Source organism: Terriglobus albidus (assembly GCF_008000815.1).
In the GTDB taxonomy this organism is placed as follows: domain Bacteria; phylum Acidobacteriota; class Terriglobia; order Terriglobales; family Acidobacteriaceae; genus Terriglobus; species Terriglobus albidus_A.
The window spans coordinates 3,536,927-3,553,583 of the sequence record NZ_CP042806.1; the positions used below are offsets into that span (position 1 = coordinate 3,536,927).

The 16,657-nt window shown below is 57.9% G+C and carries 12 protein-coding genes; 5 read left to right on the forward strand and 7 right to left on the reverse strand.

Annotated elements, in window-relative coordinates; translation table 11 throughout:
* Positions 1-23: 23 nt before the first annotated feature.
* The 4 genes from FTW19_RS13865 to FTW19_RS13880 form a co-directional block, all read right to left on the reverse strand.
* Positions 24-2,576 (reverse strand): ABC transporter permease, encoded by a 2,553-nt coding sequence (locus FTW19_RS13865; RefSeq protein ID WP_187142980.1) that lies wholly within the window; start codon positions 2,574-2,576, stop codon positions 24-26.
* 61 nt (positions 2,577-2,637) lie between these two features.
* Entirely contained in the window at positions 2,638-3,003 is a 366-nt protein-coding gene (locus tag FTW19_RS13870; RefSeq protein ID WP_147648188.1) for a hypothetical protein, read from the reverse strand.
* Between the two features lie 4 nt (positions 3,004-3,007).
* The gene (locus FTW19_RS13875; RefSeq protein WP_147648189.1) at positions 3,008-3,718 is read right to left on the reverse strand and encodes an ABC transporter ATP-binding protein; all 711 of its coding nucleotides are present in this window, start codon (positions 3,716-3,718) and stop codon (positions 3,008-3,010) included.
* Positions 3,719-3,739: 21 nt separating this feature from the next.
* Positions 3,740-4,999: an efflux RND transporter periplasmic adaptor subunit gene (locus FTW19_RS13880; RefSeq protein ID WP_147648190.1), complete on the reverse strand. Its 1,260-nt coding sequence runs from the start codon at positions 4,997-4,999 to the stop codon at positions 3,740-3,742.
* Positions 5,000-5,213: 214 nt separating this feature from the next.
* Here FTW19_RS13880 and FTW19_RS13885 point away from each other — a divergent pair, with 214 nt between their 5' ends.
* Positions 5,214-6,206 carry a PQQ-binding-like beta-propeller repeat protein gene (locus FTW19_RS13885; RefSeq protein WP_147648191.1) on the forward strand — a complete coding sequence of 331 codons (993 nt, stop codon included), beginning with the start codon at positions 5,214-5,216 and terminating at the stop codon, positions 6,204-6,206.
* Positions 6,207-6,219: 13 nt separating this feature from the next.
* Here FTW19_RS13885 and FTW19_RS13890 read toward each other — a convergent pair whose 3' ends face one another.
* From FTW19_RS13890 to FTW19_RS13900, 3 genes are all read right to left on the reverse strand, one after another.
* Entirely contained in the window at positions 6,220-6,654 is a 435-nt protein-coding gene (locus FTW19_RS13890; protein ID WP_246153298.1) for an ester cyclase, read from the reverse strand.
* A 107-nt stretch (positions 6,655-6,761) separates the two neighbouring features.
* Complete coding sequence (locus FTW19_RS13895) at positions 6,762-7,655, reverse strand: LysR family transcriptional regulator (RefSeq protein WP_187142981.1); 894 nt, start codon at positions 7,653-7,655, stop codon at positions 6,762-6,764.
* Between the two features lie 86 nt (positions 7,656-7,741).
* The gene (locus tag FTW19_RS13900; RefSeq protein ID WP_147648193.1) at positions 7,742-10,309 is read right to left on the reverse strand and encodes a TonB-dependent receptor; all 2,568 of its coding nucleotides are present in this window, start codon (positions 10,307-10,309) and stop codon (positions 7,742-7,744) included.
* Between the two features lie 218 nt (positions 10,310-10,527).
* Here FTW19_RS13900 and FTW19_RS13905 point away from each other — a divergent pair, with 218 nt between their 5' ends.
* The 4 genes from FTW19_RS13905 to FTW19_RS13920 all read left to right on the forward strand — a co-directional run bounded on the left by FTW19_RS13905 (position 10,528) and on the right by FTW19_RS13920 (position 16,657).
* The gene (locus FTW19_RS13905; RefSeq protein ID WP_147648194.1) at positions 10,528-12,075 is read left to right on the forward strand and encodes a cation:proton antiporter; all 1,548 of its coding nucleotides are present in this window, start codon (positions 10,528-10,530) and stop codon (positions 12,073-12,075) included.
* A gap of 142 nt (positions 12,076-12,217) precedes the next feature.
* The gene (locus FTW19_RS13910) at positions 12,218-13,360 is read left to right on the forward strand and encodes a PepSY-associated TM helix domain-containing protein (protein ID WP_187142982.1); all 1,143 of its coding nucleotides are present in this window, start codon (positions 12,218-12,220) and stop codon (positions 13,358-13,360) included.
* A 110-nt stretch (positions 13,361-13,470) separates the two neighbouring features.
* On the forward strand, positions 13,471-16,140 hold the full coding sequence (locus tag FTW19_RS13915) for a TonB-dependent receptor (protein ID WP_187142983.1): 2,670 nt from the start codon (positions 13,471-13,473) through the stop codon (positions 16,138-16,140).
* A 10-nt stretch (positions 16,141-16,150) separates the two neighbouring features.
* On the forward strand, positions 16,151-16,657 hold the full coding sequence (locus FTW19_RS13920; protein WP_187142984.1) for a DinB family protein: 507 nt from the start codon (positions 16,151-16,153) through the stop codon (positions 16,655-16,657).

Here is a 16,657-nt window from a genome sequence, read left to right on the forward strand (position 1 = left end):
ACCGTCCTCTCTTCAGCCTTCTGTTATTCAGTTCTGAGCGCTTTTACCGGATCGGTTGATGCGGCTCGTTGGGCGGGGATCAACCCTGCCAGCAGCGCTGCGACCGTCAGCACCAGGACAGAACCGGTCATGACCATCGCATCATGACCGCCGACGTTATAGAGCTGCGATTGCACAAGGCGAACGCAGAGCCACGCGGCAGGAATACCGATGGCCAAACCGATGATGGCTTGAAGCATCGCCTCTCGCATCACCATGGCAATCACCTTCCCGCGTCCTGCGCCCAAAGCCATGCGGACCCCGATCTCTGGTGTGCGCCTCGCGACGGAGTAGGCGGTCACGCCATACAGTCCAACCGCAGCGAGCATCAGCGCCAGCAGGCTGAACATCAGCGTGAGCCGGGCGATCATCCGTTCCTGGTCAAACTGACCGCGAACCTGTTCTTCGAAGGTGTTGTAGTTCACCACTGTGAGATTCGGGTTGATATTGGCCAGAGTCCGGCGAACCTGCGATTCCAGGTTGCCAACGTGACCCTTGGTCGTGAGCATGATGGCTCCGGCATACAGAGAGCGTGTATCGTCCTGTGGTTTTGTATGCGCTACCTGCAATAGTGGCCGGAAGTACATGGCGCGAGTAGGCTGCCGCAGGTCGTTGTACTTGATATCGGAGACCACGCCGACGATCTCCCAGTCACCCACGCTCTCCATGCCTGAGATACCAAAGTGTGCCCCAAGGGGATTTTCCCCATTGGAGAAGAATTTCTTCACGAAAGCTTCATTCACGACGACTACCGGAAGGGAAGTCGCTGTATCCTGCGCTGTAATTCCGCGGCCACGCAACACACGATGACCGACGATGTCGAAGTACTCCGATCCTACGCGCAACCATGAGGCGCCGTTCTTCGCCTGAGCGCCGGGCTCGGGGCGGCCCTGGATATAGACACCCTCTCCCCAATTGTTGCCTTCGAGCGGTGTATAGAGGGAGAGAGCAGCTTTGTCGACGCCGGGTAACGCATGCAGATCATTGGTGATCTTGTCGTAGAGGCCCTGAAGCTGCTCCTGCCTATATCCAGAACTCTCAGGACTGAAATGCGCCACGACGCGATTCTCGGTGACGATACCGAAGTCCTGGTTTTCCAGTTTGCTCAGGCTCTTCGCCATCAACCCGGCGCCGACCAGCAGAATCAGGGAGAGCGCGGCCTGCAGGATCACCAGCGACCGCTGCAGCAAGCCCGACCGGTCGGACGTGGTGCGGTTCGATCCGCGCAACGCATCGGCGGGCTGCGAATGTGACGTTACCCATGCGGGGGCCACACCGAAGATCAGACCGGTAAGCAGGGAGAGCGCGAAGGCGAACCCGAGAACGGCCAAAGACGGCGTTACTTCGATTGGGAGGCTCTGCGCATGAGGAAACGCCATCGCCAGCAGGACCTTGGTCCCGGCATAGGCGACGAGAAGCCCGGCAAAGCCGCCGAGACAGGAGAGCACAACGCTCTCTGTAAGCATCTGTCGGATAAGCCTTGTGCGCTGTGCTCCCAGTGCCATACGGATGGAGGTTTCAGCCCTGCGCGCCATGCCGCGTACCAGCATCAGGTTGGCGATATTGGCACAGGCAATCAGCAGTACCAGTGCTGATACTGTGATCAGCATCTTCAGGCCGACGCCATACTCCTGCTGCATGTTTTCGATGCCGGCGCCACCCGGTGTGAGGACCACATGCGCACCCGCCAGATCCGGCTGCGTGTCCTGGCGCTGATAGAGCGGCAAGGTTGCGAGATAGTTACGAAGCGAGGCGCTCATCTTTGCCTCGAGCTGCTTCAGATCTGTGCCCGGCTTGATCTTCCCCAGCAGATAGAGCCAGTTTGCATCTCTACGGTGCAGCAGGCTCGTTGGATTTCCAGGGCCGAAGTTCGGCTCCATGACCATCGGAATATAGAAGTCTGGCGGCGTGTCCGTCATCCGTTCGCCGTAAAAGGATGGAGGCGTAATGCCGAGAATCGTGACCGGATAGGTGTTCAGTACGAAGGTGCTTCCTACTACGGATGGGTCGCTGGCATAGTCGCGCTGCCATGCCTGGTAGCTCATCACAACACCCATCGGCGCCCCCTGTACATCGTCCGAGGGAATGATGAGTCGCCCTGCATAGGGCTGCAAGCCCAGTACCTGAAAGTAGTTGCCTGTTACTACTTCGCCGCGCGCAGCATGTGGAAGATCGCCGGGCTTGCTGCTTCTTGCGGTTACGCCCGCGTAGCCAACACCCGCCTGCATCGCTGCCAGGTTTTCAAACTCAGGTGTGTTCTCACGCAGGTGTTGGTAAAGCTCAAAGGCGAAGATCGAATAGTCGCGGTGGTCGGGAACGCCGCCGTTGACGCAGCAATCACCGGTATCGCCGACACGCACCAGCAGCTTGGGATCGGAGACGGGAAGATTTTTGAGCAGCACGGCGTGCACCAGCGTGAAGATCGCCGCATTGGCGCCGATACCCAGCGCCAGGGTCACAATGGCCGTAATAGTAAATCCGGGCGACTTTCTGAGCTGCCGCAGCGCGAACTTGATGTCCTGCACCAGTCGATTCATTGTGCACCTCTCCTTCGCCGGCTGCGAATCCGGTCAACGTACGTCAGGTAACCGTTCAGTCTTAAGCAACGCTCTTCGTCATGGGACACTGGTTCTCCGCCGGCACTCCGGGGAGTTCCTTGAGCAACGGAAGCGTGGACACTGACGGCAAGCTCAGCCGAAGAGACAAGCTTCCGAGCCTGGCATCGAAGGAAAGGCGCGATAGCGTCGCTTTGGGCGATTGCGTGTGGTTCCGGTCGTGGGCTTCCGCCTGAAGTACAGTGTCATCGCCGTACGTGACGACCAGGCTGACCCGGTCTGCCTCGGTATTGCTGATGGTCGTTGCATGGATAGAAAGGCTGGACAGCAGCGCGATTAACACAAGCGCCGCTGCTGTCCAGGGTGTGAGATACAGAGAGTCGCCTGCATCTTTCAACAGATTGCGCATGGCACTAGACCTCCGCCATCAGATGGCTCAGCTCACCCTCCGCGACGACCTTGCCGTCGAAGAGGTGAATCTGTCGTTCGGCATGTGCGGCAAAGCGTGGATCGTGCGTCACCATGCAGATGGTGGCGCCTTCGTCATGCAACTCTTTCAGCAGCGACATGACCGCTTCGCCATTTTTTGAGTCAAGGTTTCCGGTAGGCTCATCGGCCAGAAGGATAGACGGTGAGCCGGCGAGAGCACGTGCTACGGCGACGCGCTGCTGCTGACCGCCGGAGAGCTGCGCCGGGTAATGCCGCATGCGGTGCGCCATGTTGACGCGCTCGAGCGATTCCTGCACCCGCTTTTTGCGTTCGGCAACAGGCATGCCGCTGCGATAGGTGAGGGGGAGTTCCACGTTCTCGGCAACGGTCAGATCGCCGATCAGGTTGAAGCTCTGGAAGATGAAACCGATCTCCTGGTTACGGATACGTGACCGGTCGGAGAAGTTAAGGTTTGCGACTTCATTTCCATTCAACTGATAGCGGCCGTTCGTCGGCGTATCCAGAAGGCCGATGATTGAGAGCAGCGTCGACTTGCCGCAACCCGATGGGCCCGACATCGCCACGTATTCGCCGCGCTGGATCTGCATGTGGACGCCGGACAGCGCATGCGTTTCGATCTCGTCGGTGTAGAAGACCTTGGTGAGCTGCTCGATCTCGATAATCGTCTCTGCCATTTAATCTCTCCTTGTCGCTGCCTATTCCAGGCGAATTCTGTCTGTGTTCTCCCATCGGCTCATATCCGACAGGATCACGGTGTCTCCGGACTGCAATCCTTCAATAACCTGGATTGCATTCACCGATGCTTTGCCAACCTTTACCGGAACCCGTACCGCGGTCTTTCCATCAGAGCCCAGGCGGAAAAGGCTGATCGTGCTGTTCTCGTTGCCGAATGCGGGACGGCCCACAAACAGTACGTTGGATAGCCGGTCGAGATCAATTTCGCCATCGACGCTGAGGTCCGGACGCGCTCCCTGCGGAAGAGCGCCAGCTAGTTCTACGTCAACGGTCACGGTTCCGTTCACTACGGCGGGGTCAATACGCATCACTTTGCCGGGGATGACGCCGTTGTGGGTGTCAATCTCAGAGGGCTGGCCGATCTGGATATCGCGCGCCTGCGTCTCGGCGATCTTCAGACTTGCCTTGAGCTGGTCCGGCTGGACGACTTTCGCCAGGGTTGTGCCCGGCGCCACATGTTCGCCCACCTGGTGAGGAAGATCAACGAGGACGCCGCTAATACCAGCCCGGACGCTCAGGGCCTCCTGCTGCCGCTGTTTCAGGGCAAGCAGAGCGCGCGCCTGGTCGACTTTGGTCTGCTGTACGGCAATCTGGGTCTCGATCGCCTTCTCGTTGACGGTGATCCGCTTCTTCTCAATCTCATCCCGGGTTGTCAGCTCGTCGGCCTTACCCTTGGAGGCGCTGTAGGTCAAGCCGCTGATGACGCCCAGGTCATAGAGCGATTTGTCCGTTTGGGCCTGCAGCTTCGCCTGTTTGTAGTCGGCGCTGACGGTTGCGGCTCCGGCCTGCTGGGTCATGAGGTCGCTGTCAAGCTTTGCCTTCACGTTCATCAGGTCGGTCTGCGCGGCCTTCAACTGTAGCTCGGCATCCAGAAGCTCCTGCTGCACGGTCGGATCGACCAGGTCCATCACGATGGTGTCCGGCTCGACCTTCGCGCCGGGAAGAACCCGAATACGGACTACGGTCGCTTCCGTTTCGGAGGGGATAAGGCGAATGCGATCTTCGCGCGGAACCAGCGTGCCCGGCCCGCGAACCTGGCGCAGCAGCGGTCCCTGCTTTACGGTGTCGGTCCACACGGTCGCACGATCAACGGTCGGTGCGGCAGGCTTCAGGCGAGAGACAGCCCATCCCACTACCGACAGCACCAGCACCAGAACGCCACCTAAGATCCACTGCCGCCGCTGCTTCTTCAGCCTGATATCAGGTCTTTGGATGTCCATACGTAGAAATACTGGAGCACCTTTTGGGCCAAATTAAGCCTAGCAATATCAATTAGTTACATGCCGTACTTCAATGGCCTGGTGTCCGCAATCGTGTTCATCTGTCCGGAAATGGACAGACGATGGAATTGGATTTCCCGCCCGCTTGAAGGATGTGTCCTGGTGAAGGAGAATGGCTGACGTTCGACCATTCCATCTATTTCCGTGAGAACAGATGTTTCTATCCCGATCTCTCAGCGTGATCTTTGTCGTTTTGTGTGCGCCTGGAATGCGGGCCCAGGTCCCTGCGCCGCCTTCGTCCTCTATATCGCTTCCGGGACAGGGCCTCGCCGGTCACGACTTTCTCTATGCAGGTGAAGCTCATGACCGAAAGGTCTTTGTCGTCCGTCACGGCAAAATCGACTGGAGCTACGATGACCCGCAAGGGAAGGGGGAGATCAGCGATGCCGTGCTGCTTTCGAACGGCAACCTTCTCATCGCTCATCAGTACGGCGTTAAGCTGATCTCGCCTGAGAAGAAGATTCTCTGGAGCTATGATCCGCCCGCGGGCCATGAAGTTCACACTGCTGTTCCCATCGGCGCCTCGCATGTGCTCTACATCCAGAACGGCGATCCCTCAGCTTTGCTGCGCGTGGTCAATATCGGTACCGGCGCGGTCGAAAAGGAGCTGACGCTCGCCGTCAAGCATCCGGTCCGTGTTCATACGCAGTTCCGGCATGCCCGGCTTACACCCGAGGGAACGCTGCTGGTCGCTCACATGGATCTCAATAAGGTCGTGGAGTACGACGCAGACGGCAACGAGCTCTGGTCGTTTCCAGCCACAAGTCCCTGGGGTGTTTCGCCGCTGGAGAACGGCAACGTCCTGATCACCGATCGGATCGGTGTCCGCGAAGTCAACCGGCGCGGAGATACGGTCTGGTCTTTTACTCCGGCCGAAGTGCCTGAGTATCACTTCACCAGCTTGCAGCAGGCGTGGCGATTGCCGAACGGCAATACCGTCATCAACAACTGGGTGAATGAATGGAGCAAGAACTACGCGGCGAATGGGCCGCATACCATTCAGGCGATCGAAGTTACGCCGGAGAAGAAGGTAGTGTGGGCGCTGCGGGAGTGGGATCCTCCCACCAACCTAGGGCCATCGACAACACTCCAGTTTCTGGATCAGCCCTCCGCTCCGGAGGCGGTTCAATTCGGAGATATCCGGTAAATCGGCGGCTTGCTCAGCCGCCGATCTGTCGCATCAATCCCATCAGATCCGGTTGCCCATGTTCCTCGATGATCCTGCCCTCGGCAAACCGATAGAAGTTGATGGCCTGTACCGCAATCTCATTGCCGGTGGGTGGAATTCCGAAGAAAGCCCCCGTGTGTCGTCCCCGCATGGTGAACCGTGCCGCGAGCCGGTCTCCCTCTGCAACGATCTCTTCGATCGTCCACTGAATATCGGGGAAGCCGCTTCGCATCATGGACAGAATTGCCATGTAACCGTCGATGCCGCGCATTGGTTCAGGGCTGTTGGGGGCGTGGAATATCGCACCCTCCGCGATCAAGTCCTCCCCCAGTACCTTGTCCGCGGTGTTAATGAAGGTGAGAAACCGTTCAAACTGAGCCTTATTCGCTTGTACCGACATCGTCTGCTCCTCTGGATGGGAAGCCATGAAGGGCTTCGTTAGAATCCATCACTCAGACGTGCCAGCAATGCCCTTTGATCTGCGATATATCTATATATAAATTTCGGATAGCCTCTCAACAATGAGGTAGGGAATCAGTTCTCAGGGGCATTCCAGTCCGGATGAGCCCGGATCCGCTCCCGGGCAATCCGGATAAAGGTCTCCGCCTCGGGAGTGGTTCTGCGGGGATAGAGGAAATACCCCCTGGCCTCTCCTTCGAAGTCGCGAAACTCCGAGAATTGCAGCATCTTTGACGCGGAGGGCACGATGCTGGGCAGAATGGTGACGGCCACGCCTGCCTTCACCACGCTCAGGATAGTGGCAACGTCATCGACCTCCATCACCACTTGGGCCTTCACCTTCCCGCGCCGCAATGCATCGTCGATCAGCGTGCGGGTTCCGCAGGTGCGGGGAGGCAGAACCAGCGGATGACGGCAGAACTCTTCCAGAGTGAGACTCTCAGGTACGGCCGTTTCCCGTGAGGAGAAGCCCACCATGCGGGTTCGAAAGACATCTTCGCGGACAAAGAGAGGGGACTCGGGAAGCTCCAGTCCCAGGCAGAGGTCGAAGCGCTCATTCTCAAGGCCACGTACGAGGTGCTTGGGCAGGCTGCGGGTCACGCTGACCTGTACGTCCGGATGCTCCCGATGAAAAGCAAGAAGATCCGCGGGTACAAACTGCATGGAAGCGGTAATGCTGATTCCCAGCCGAAGCGTCTTGCCGGCGCCCTCGCCGAGCCGGCGGACTGCAGCATGCCCGGCGTCATACATCGCGCTGATTCGCTTGGCATAGACAAGGAAGGCACGGCCTGATTCGGAAAGCTCCAGGCCTCGCGGGGATCGGTGGAAGAGCGTGGTTCCGAGCTCGCGCTCGACCTGCTGAAGCTGCTGGGTCAACCGGGGCTGCGAGGTTGCCAGTTCCTCCGCCGCTGCTGAGATGGAGCCGGCCTGCTCCAATACTTGCAGCATTTTCAGATGGTTAAGGTTCATCGTCCCCTCGGATAGTCTCTCTTTATATCGGTATAAAAGCATATCCGAGGGTGAGATGGTATCGGTTGGAAAATTTGAAACAGGGCTCAGAAGGTATACCGGAGGGCTACCGTCGTCGCACGGGGAGTCAGGAAGTGCGTTCCGGAAAACGTCGAGAGGTAGTTGTACAGCGCACTGGTGTTGTTCAGATTCACAATATCGAGCCGTATGCCCAGGCTCTGCTTTTCGTGAGAGATCAGGTCGTCTTTGCCGATGGAGAGGTCGACCGTGTTGCGCACGGCAACGCGTGAGGGATTGCGATCGGCGTCATACGTCCCTGGAGCCGGAATGCGGATGCGGGTTGCGCGGGTCGCTCCGTCGCAGGAACGGATCGGCATTGAGACAGTGGCGAAGACGTCACCACAGTGCAGGCCCATCTGTTGCTGTTCATCTCCGCTGAGTTTGAGCACCGTGGGAATGTCGGGCGTCGCCACCGAAACCAACCCGCCGTCATAACGGTAGGAAGCGTTGATCCACGGGCCGCGCCGACCAAACTGATAGCGTGCGTTGAGATTCATTGCCAGGCCCTCGTCATGGTCTGGCCGGACGACATTGCTGTATGGAGCACTGAAGCTGACGCCTCCCAATTGGGGACCAAAGAGGCGGGATCGCGTATGGCTTACGGTGACGAAGCCGGCGAATCCGCGATAGGGATGAAGACTTACCCGCACCAGCCCGCCGTCGATCTTGGATTTCGCAAACTGTGTGGGGAAGGTCAGCGGACTATTAAGGAGCACATCGAAGTCGTAGGCTCCGTATGTGAACTTCCAGAGATACTCCGCGCTGAAGGAGACGCGTTTCAAGTCCGTCGTGAAGCCGATATTGAACTGGTTTCTGGTTGCCGTGCTGAGAACGTGTGAACCCGAGGCTCGGAGGGACGCAGAAGGAGATCCCGGACCATCCGAACTCGCGACGATGAGGTTCTCGTTGTACGGTGTCAGGAAGACACGTGAGTAGTCTCCGCGGAAGGTTGTGCGGATACGCAGGACTCCATAGGTCATGCCCAGGCGCGGTTGTACTCCGTTCGTGCTCACCATGCCGTTGTACTTGTCGTACCGCAGGCCAAGCTTGAGCTGAAGCTGTCCCATGCGAATAAAATCCTGTCCGAAGAGGGCGAGCTGCTTGATATCGGTTCTGCCACGGAACGAGTAGACGGAGCCTCCGCGGGTGAGATCGAGCGGGAGCAGACCCGGAAGATAATCGGCGTTGGCTGTAAGTCCAGCGGAGGCGCATAGCGAGGGATCGCGCACCGTGGTGTTGGAGGACGGAGCGCCATCCGGCCCCAGGCACGGACTGTTATAGGTGGCGTCGGTCAGCCCTGTCGCGAACTGCTCGGTCAGAAACGTGTGCTTATATTCGCCGCCGGCCACCAGGTTGTGCCGTCCATGGGTATAGGTGAATTCCGTACGTGTTCCCGCATTGGTCAGGCGGCGGGCCTGCGCAAGATAGGCCGGGGAGTCAGAGAAGATATCGCCGGACGGACGATAGCGAACCTTATCCTGTCGCACCCAGAAGTTGATGCGATGGAAGGCGTGATCGTTGAAGGTATGGATCAGTTGCGGTGCGGCATTGAAGCTCACGATGGTCTGGCGTTGGTTCTGCCTGAGCGTCTGCTGGTCAAACGTGTTCGGCGTCTGGAACCACGAGTGACTCAGGCTGGTACTGAGTTGGAGGATCGTCTTATCGGTCAGGCGATAGTCAAACCGCTGGAAGGCGTTCTCTGCGTTGCCGTTCGCGTGCAGGTTTACGGCTTCCGGGGTATCGAGGAAACGTGCGCTGTTCACCGCATCCGCCGCGGTGAAGGAGCCAAAGCGTTCCGTTCCGAATCCAAGGCTGGCGCCAGCATTGGTCGTAGAGAAGGATCCGCGGCCAAATTGAAGCGTCCCTGAGGGTCTGCGCTGATCCAGCCCGGATCGTGTCTGGGCCGCGATGATCATGCTGGTCTTGTCACCCACATCCGCACCCGGGGCGCCCTCGCGTACATCTACCGACTGCAGTGTGTTGAGCGATACCTGCGTCGAGAAGGTGCGGCTTTGCTGATCTGTGATCGGTTGGCCATCGACGAAGAAGGATGCTTCCGCGTGATCGCCGAGCGGATGGAAGGATCCGTTGGAGTCGGCGGAGACGCCGGGCGTCGTCATGGTGATCAGGGAACTGAAGGGAGCACTCACGCTCTGCGACGGCATGCGATCGATCTCCTCCGGCGTGATGAGCACATGCGCCGGCGCTGTCGGCTCCTCGACGATATCCGTCGCTGAGACCGTGACCTCCGTACTGGCGGCGGCTCCGAGCGGCACCATCAGATGAATGGGAGCTCCCTGGTACGAAACAGCCTGTTGCGCCGATCCAAAGCCTACGGCCTCAACTCCCAGGCGGTAGTCGCCTGTGGTGAGTTGAATAAAGGCGAATCCACCGTCAGGACCGGCAAGCTGCTTTCGTTCCGCCCCGCTTCTCACAAAGGTGAGAGTCAGCTTTGCCCCAGGGAGCGCGGCTCCGGTGGTATCGGTAACCACTCCCGACAGAGCAGCGGAAATGCCGCTTTGTGCGCGTAAAGAAGCGTCGGACAAGAGCAGAAGTGCGAGCGCCAGGGCGGAAGTGAGTCTAAGCCAAATCATTTAGGTGTGCCTAATTCAATATTTAGGCTAACCTAAATATGGGAGAAAGGGAACACCCCGGAATGGAAAATCACTATCCGTTCACTGAGACGGGAACACGGGACGGTCCGCGGTCGCAAGTTGTGACTGTTTTATGGAGGAGGCGATGGACGCAACAGAGGGCCAGTAGTATGTGTGGAGCAGCGTCGTTTGTAGAAGATACGCTCTGGTGACGTCGAATGACCTTCTTTGAAAGTCTGCTTCTTCTGATGTTTGCCGCCATTGTGTTGCTGCAGTTGGCACGGCGGCTCTCGCTGCCTTACCCGGCCCTGCTGGCGGCGGCGGGTGTACTGATCGCTCTTCTTCCTGGCTCGCCAAAGATCGAGATTGATCCTGAAACCTATCTCGCCCTGCTCATTGCGCCTGTCCTCGTCGACGCTGCCTACGACTTTCCCCTGGGCGCGGCTCGCCGTCTCTTCCTGCCCCTCTTTGTCTATGCAGTAGTCGCCGTAGTCATTACAGCCTTCGTGGTCGCGTGGATCGGGAAGCTATATCTTGGCCTGTCGTTCTCTGCCGCCCTTGTAATGGGCGCCATTGTCGCCCCGCCTGACGCGGCCGCGGCTACGGCAGTGCTGAGGCGCTTTTCGATTCCTCGTGAGGTCGATAGCATCCTGCAGGGCGAGAGCCTCTTCAACGATGCGACGGCCTTGCTGCTCTTCAGCGCCGGGCTCGCCTTCGCCACTCATCACATGGATGCGGGAAGGGTTACTGCTCTCATATTCGCTGCGCCGGGAGGAATTCTATTCGGCATGGTGAGCGCGTATCTCATCATGCGTGTGAATCCGCTGGTGCGGGGCACACTGGGAGGAAACCTGCTCCAGTTTGTCTTCTCGTACGCCATCTGGATCATCGCCTCTCATCTCGGACTCTCCGCGGTTCTTGCGACTGTTGCCTTTGCCATGACATTAGCTCATCGAACCGCGCCCGCTGAAGGCACCCTTGATGCACGTATGCGCATTCAGTCCTACGCCGTATGGAGTGCGGTTGTCTTCACGTTGAATGTCTTTGCGTTCCTGTTGATGGGGATGCAGGCGCGCGTCATTCTGGGGAGAATGGAGCGGTCGCAGCTCCATAATGCTCTTATCTTCGCGGCCATTGTCGTCGCCGTGGTGATTGCTGTTCGTCCATGTATCGTTCTCATATTTCGCGCCGTCCGGTGCCTTCAGGCGCGAATGGGGCAGAGGTGCCAGCCGGCGCCATTGGGTGAGAGCCTCTTTATCGGCTGGTGCGGCATGAGAGGATTCGTCACCATGGCGACGGCGCTGGCGTTGCCGCACGAATTTCCTCATCGCGACACGCTGGTGCTTGCCGCATTTGCGGTTGTGCTTACGACCCTGGTCGTGCAGGGCGTGACACTCGCTCCGTTGATCCAGGTGCTGTGCCTCAGCTCAAGAGAGGCCAAAGAGGCAGAGGGCTTAGCACTCAGAGTGAAGCTCGCGGACGCGGCTCTCAACGCGCTTGCCGACAAGTCCGGCAGCGAAGCCGATAATCTCCGGTTCCGCCTCCGATTGGTGCGAGACACCTGTATGCAGCGGCAGGACTCCGTTGGGTTGCAGCGCCTGCGCGAGCTTGGACTGGTGTCGGTGCTTTCGCAACGTCAGGAGCTGGAACGTCTGCGAGACGAGGATGCGATCAGCACCGAGGCCTATCTCGAGTCGCAGGAGCAGATCGATTGGCTGGAACTTACGTTCCTCCGCGGGGAAGAGCGCCGTATCGAAGAGATTTGAGGCCGTTTATCGGTCAATCGCCCACACCGTGAAGATTCAGGACTGTTTCTGTCGTATATTGGTATTGATATTGGACTGTTTTGATCCTTGTTTTGGCGAGACAGCTCCTTTCATTCCAAAAACCAGGGCAGATCGACATCGCATGAACCTTCGACGGCTACTCTTTTGGTTTCACCTTGTCATCGGCCTTGTCGTTGGGCTGACGATTTGCTTTTTTGCCGTTACTGGCAGCCTGATGGCATTTCAGCCGCAGATCATCACGTTTGCTGAACGGAAGATCTCTGTCCCGGAGCATCGACCGGAGGTTCCGTGTCTTGCTCCGAGCGAGTCCGTCAGAAAGCTGCAGCCACAGATCGGCGCTCCTCCGACCTCGTTCGAGGTATTTGCGAATCCTCGGACACCGGCCCAGGTGATGACCGCTCCGGACCGGATTTTCTTGGCGGATGCTTGCACAGGCGAGCTGCTTGGGAACGGGCCGAGCCGGGTACGCGCGTTCTTTGCGCACGTGAGAGATCTGCATCGCTATGCAGCCTACGGCGGAACCCGCTATGAGGCGCTACATTCAATTACCATTGCCGGCAACCTGGGATTTCCGATCCTTATTCTCAGCGGATTGATCCTCTGGATCCCTCGTCAGTGGAAGAAGGTACATCTGCGGAAGGCGTTAACCATTCGTGGGGATCTGAAGGCTCGCGCCCGCGACTGGAACCTGCACACGGTCGGTGGTTTCTGGTTAGCTCTTCCGCTGTTGGTAATCTCGCTCTCCGGATCGGTGATGGCCTACGACTGGGTTAATGCGCTGCTCTACCGCGTGGCGGGAACTCCTTCGCCGCAGGGTAAGGAAGAGAGACCGAAGACGGTTGACCTCGGGAACGTCGAACTGTTGGACAAGCTTCTTCCTCTTGCAAGAGAGACGGACCCGCGATGGAACAGCTTGACTGTACGTTTTCCCATTGCTGCCAACAGCGTTCCGTTCGCGCTGGATGAAGGCTCAGGCTCGAGGCCGCAGCAGAAGACACAGCTTGTACTTTCCAAAAACGGCAAGCTGACGAAATTCGATACCTTCGACAAACTTCCGCGTGGCAGACAGTGGAGGCTTTACGGACGCTTTCTCCACACGGGCGAGATCTTCGGATGGGTGGGGCAGAGCGTCGCCTTTCTCGCCGCACTTACCGCCGTATTACTTGTCTGGACTGGATTCGCACTTAGTCTTCGCCGGTTCGTGGCGTGGAGAACCCGCAAGGCTCGTGCGCGAGAGCGGGCTCCAGTTTTAGAGGCCGTTTAAATATCGCTCCGGCGACTTAATCAGTAACAGCGTTTCAACTGAAAGGACCTCCCGTGCCTAAATATTTTGGGCTTACCCTCGCTTTGTTTTTTTTAATGTCTTCGGGCACATTGCCAGTCACTGCAGAGGTGGATGCGCTGGCTCAAGTGGAGGGGCGGTCCTCAGTTCATGGCAGGCTCAAGGCCAAGGATGGAGCGGTGATATCCGGCGCTCTCGTGAAGCTCACGGACAGCAGCGGCCGCAGGTTCACCGTGTCCTCGTCGGCGGATGGAAGTTTTGCTATCTCCGGATTGCCGGCGGATGCCGCTTACACATTGGTCGTGGAAGCGCTCGGGTTTGAGACGATGCGCCGTAGTGATGTTCTGCCTGCGGAGACCGATCTCGACCTGGCGCTCAACGTCGATCCGCTGCAACAGGAGATTACGGTCTTTGCGCAGGAAGAGTTACTGAAGACGACTCCGGAGATCTCGTCTACGCTATCGTCACAGGAAGTGACGCAACTGCCATCTGTAAGCCGTAGCCTGGCGCAGTTCGCGCTTCTCGATGTCAGGGCAAAGAACACCGCCGGCTCTGGATCAGACGGCCGCACAGGGACACGGCTCTCGCTGAACAACCAGTCTTTCCGGTTCACGCAGTATCTGCTGGATGGCAGTACGAACTTTGACTTCGTCCTCTCCAATGGCCCGCAACAGAATGTATCGCTCTCGTCGGTGGGTGAGTTCACGGTACAGACCAATACTTTTCCCGCCCAGTACGGCCGCGCCAGCGGCGGTGTTGTTCTGGTTGCTACCAAGTCGGGAACAGATCAAATGCACGGAGAGGCGTTTGCGTTTGTGAGGCCATCCGGAATCCAGGCGGCCCCGCCTGTCTCAACCTTTCATGTTCCGAACCAGAAGCTTCAGTGGGGCTCAACCATCGGTGGACCGATACGCCGTGGGCGAACCAACTTCCTGACCTCGTATGAACAGCTCCATCAGGAGCGCGGTGCCTTTATTCAGTCTCCGACGGCAGGTTTCTTCACAGGAAAGCTGGACTCCTATATCGGATTGGCGCGTATCGATCACAAGTGGAACGAGCATCAATTCACCACCTTGCGGTTCAACGGCGACTATCTCACGACGAATAACCTGAATGACGCTGTCGGTGGATTTGTTCAATCGAGCGCCGCCCGTACGGATGTCCAGCAAAGTGTCGCGGGGCAGCTTACCCAGCGAAGCCTGTTTGCTACGTGGCTGAACGATTTCAGAATCTCCTATGCCAGTGCGCTTCCGCTCTGGTATACGCCGATTACTCCGAGCATCTCGATCGTTCGGCCAAGCTACGCAACAAGTGGTGGATCGTCCATCGAGCATCTGCGTACAGGCGCGTTTCAGGTGATGGATACCATGAGCAAGACCTGGAAGCAGCATCAGTTCACCTTCGGTGGCGACTACCTCCACGAAAAGGCCGGGTACAACCTCATTTCGACTCCGCTGGGAACGTATACGTTTGCGGCGGGTGCTCCTACGTCGGGTCAGATGCCATTGCGTTACAACGTCACGATCGGAAACTCTGATCTGAGCTACGGGCAGGAATTGATGTCTGCTCATTTCCAGGACGACTGGAAGCTGACCCCGCGATTCACAGCAAACCTCGGTCTGAGATATGACTATCAATCGAACGCTTCCGGCAGGACAAACCTCCAGCCGCGTCTCGGTCTGGCATGGAATCCATTTGGCGATGGCAATACTGTGATTCGCGCCGGAGCAGGTTTGTTTTATGACCAGCTTTACGGACAGCTTCAGCGGAACGCCCTTAACCTTGGTCCGGATGCCACGACCGCGAGTTACACGATTTCAAATCCCTCGTATCCAACGCCGCCTACGGTCAGTGGCACGCAGGATCGCCGTGATATCTATCTTCTTAGCCCTACGTTGAATAATCCGTATACGATGCAGCTTTCCGCTGGGATTGAGCAGCGGCTTCCGCATGGCTTTGTGCTGGAGATGGATGCGGCGTTTCTGGCATCACGCCATCAGTTGATTTTGATCAATCAAAATGCGCCGACGCCGTTTACACGTACTGCCGCTGGACAGACGCGGACCGCGGCTGCAGCCAACGCAACGCGTTCGTATCTCAACTACCGGCGCAGCGACGGCACCACGATTCCGGTCGCAAATGTGCAGCAGGTAAGCAATGCAGGCAACTCACGTAATCCTTCAGGAGAGATCCGTATCCGGAGAAACTTCGCGAACCACTTCGAGTTCCAGGCTTCCTATCTCTACAGTTCGAACATCACGAACGTCTTCTTTACAGGAGGCAACAACACCGGCACCTCGAGCGTATCGGGAATTACAACGGGAGAGAACGGGCCTTCGGACTTCTTCCAGCGCCATCGCCTGGTGGCGTATGGAGTCGTGGAACTTCCGTATGCTTTCCGGTGGAGCGGAACTACAACTGCTGCGAGTGGTTTGCCGGTGAACCCGCTTACCGGTGTAGACAACGACGGAGATGGCATCGCAAGCGATCGTCCGGTAGGGCTTTCTCGTAATTCGTTTCATGGGCCACTGCAGGCCCAGACCGACGTGGCACTGACAAGGACTTTTTCTTTCTTCGAGAAGGTAAGAGTCGAAACACGGGCTGAGTTTGCCAATGTCTTCAACCACAATAACTTTGTGAAGCTGACGACGACGTATGGAAACACGGCAACTCCAGGCAGCAGCTTCCTGTTGCCACAGGCGGGCATTCAGAACAGCGATCCATCCCGTCAGATTCAATTTGCGACGAGGATTCTGTTCTAGACTGAGCCTGATGACCTACGATGATCTCCACCTGCTCATCGACTACAACTATTGGGCGCGCGACCGAGTGCTCGACGCGATAGGCGCGATCACGCCCGAGCAGTTCATACGCCCCGTGGGGAACAGCTTCGGCTCGGTGCGCGATACCGTTGCGCATATCTGCGCTGCCGAGCGCATTTGGCTTACCCGATTGAAGGGCGAAAAGCTGCAGGGAATTCAGAAATCGGACCGCCTTCCCGATGTTGATGCAGCCCGCAAGGAGTGGGCCGAACTGGAAAGCGAGATGCGCGAACAACTCACAAGATTAGGGCCGGAAGCTGTAGAGCGCGCGATCGAGTACCAGGACCTTCGCGGTAACGACCAATCGGACGTACTTTGGCAGATGCTGCAGCACATGGTCAATCACGGCACCTATCATCGTGGACAGATCACCACGATGCTGCGACAGCTGGGCGCGGCGCCTCCGAAGTCGATGGACCTGATCTCTTTTTATCGCGAGCAAGACCGGAAGCCTTAA

Excerpts from the sequence above, each read along its gene's own strand:
- FTW19_RS13890 (WP_246153298.1), bottom strand. The coding sequence starts at position 6,654 with ATGGCTTCCCATCCAGAGGAGCAGACGATGTCGGTACAAGCGAATAAG.
- FTW19_RS13920 (WP_187142984.1), top strand. The coding sequence starts at position 16,151 with ATGACCTACGATGATCTCCACCTGCTCATCGACTACAACTATTGGGCG.
- FTW19_RS13900 (WP_147648193.1), bottom strand. The coding sequence starts at position 10,309 with ATGATTTGGCTTAGACTCACTTCCGCCCTGGCGCTCGCACTTCTGCTC.
- FTW19_RS13895 (WP_187142981.1), bottom strand. The coding sequence starts at position 7,655 with ATGAACCTTAACCATCTGAAAATGCTGCAAGTATTGGAGCAGGCCGGC.
- FTW19_RS13880 (WP_147648190.1), bottom strand. The coding sequence starts at position 4,999 with ATGGACATCCAAAGACCTGATATCAGGCTGAAGAAGCAGCGGCGGCAG.
- FTW19_RS13910 (WP_187142982.1), top strand. The coding sequence starts at position 12,218 with ATGAACCTTCGACGGCTACTCTTTTGGTTTCACCTTGTCATCGGCCTT.
- FTW19_RS13870 (WP_147648188.1), bottom strand. The coding sequence starts at position 3,003 with ATGCGCAATCTGTTGAAAGATGCAGGCGACTCTCTGTATCTCACACCC.
- FTW19_RS13875 (WP_147648189.1), bottom strand. The coding sequence starts at position 3,718 with ATGGCAGAGACGATTATCGAGATCGAGCAGCTCACCAAGGTCTTCTAC.
- FTW19_RS13885 (WP_147648191.1), top strand. The coding sequence starts at position 5,214 with ATGTTTCTATCCCGATCTCTCAGCGTGATCTTTGTCGTTTTGTGTGCG.
- FTW19_RS13905 (WP_147648194.1), top strand. The coding sequence starts at position 10,528 with ATGACCTTCTTTGAAAGTCTGCTTCTTCTGATGTTTGCCGCCATTGTG.
- FTW19_RS13865 (WP_187142980.1), bottom strand. The coding sequence starts at position 2,576 with ATGAATCGACTGGTGCAGGACATCAAGTTCGCGCTGCGGCAGCTCAGA.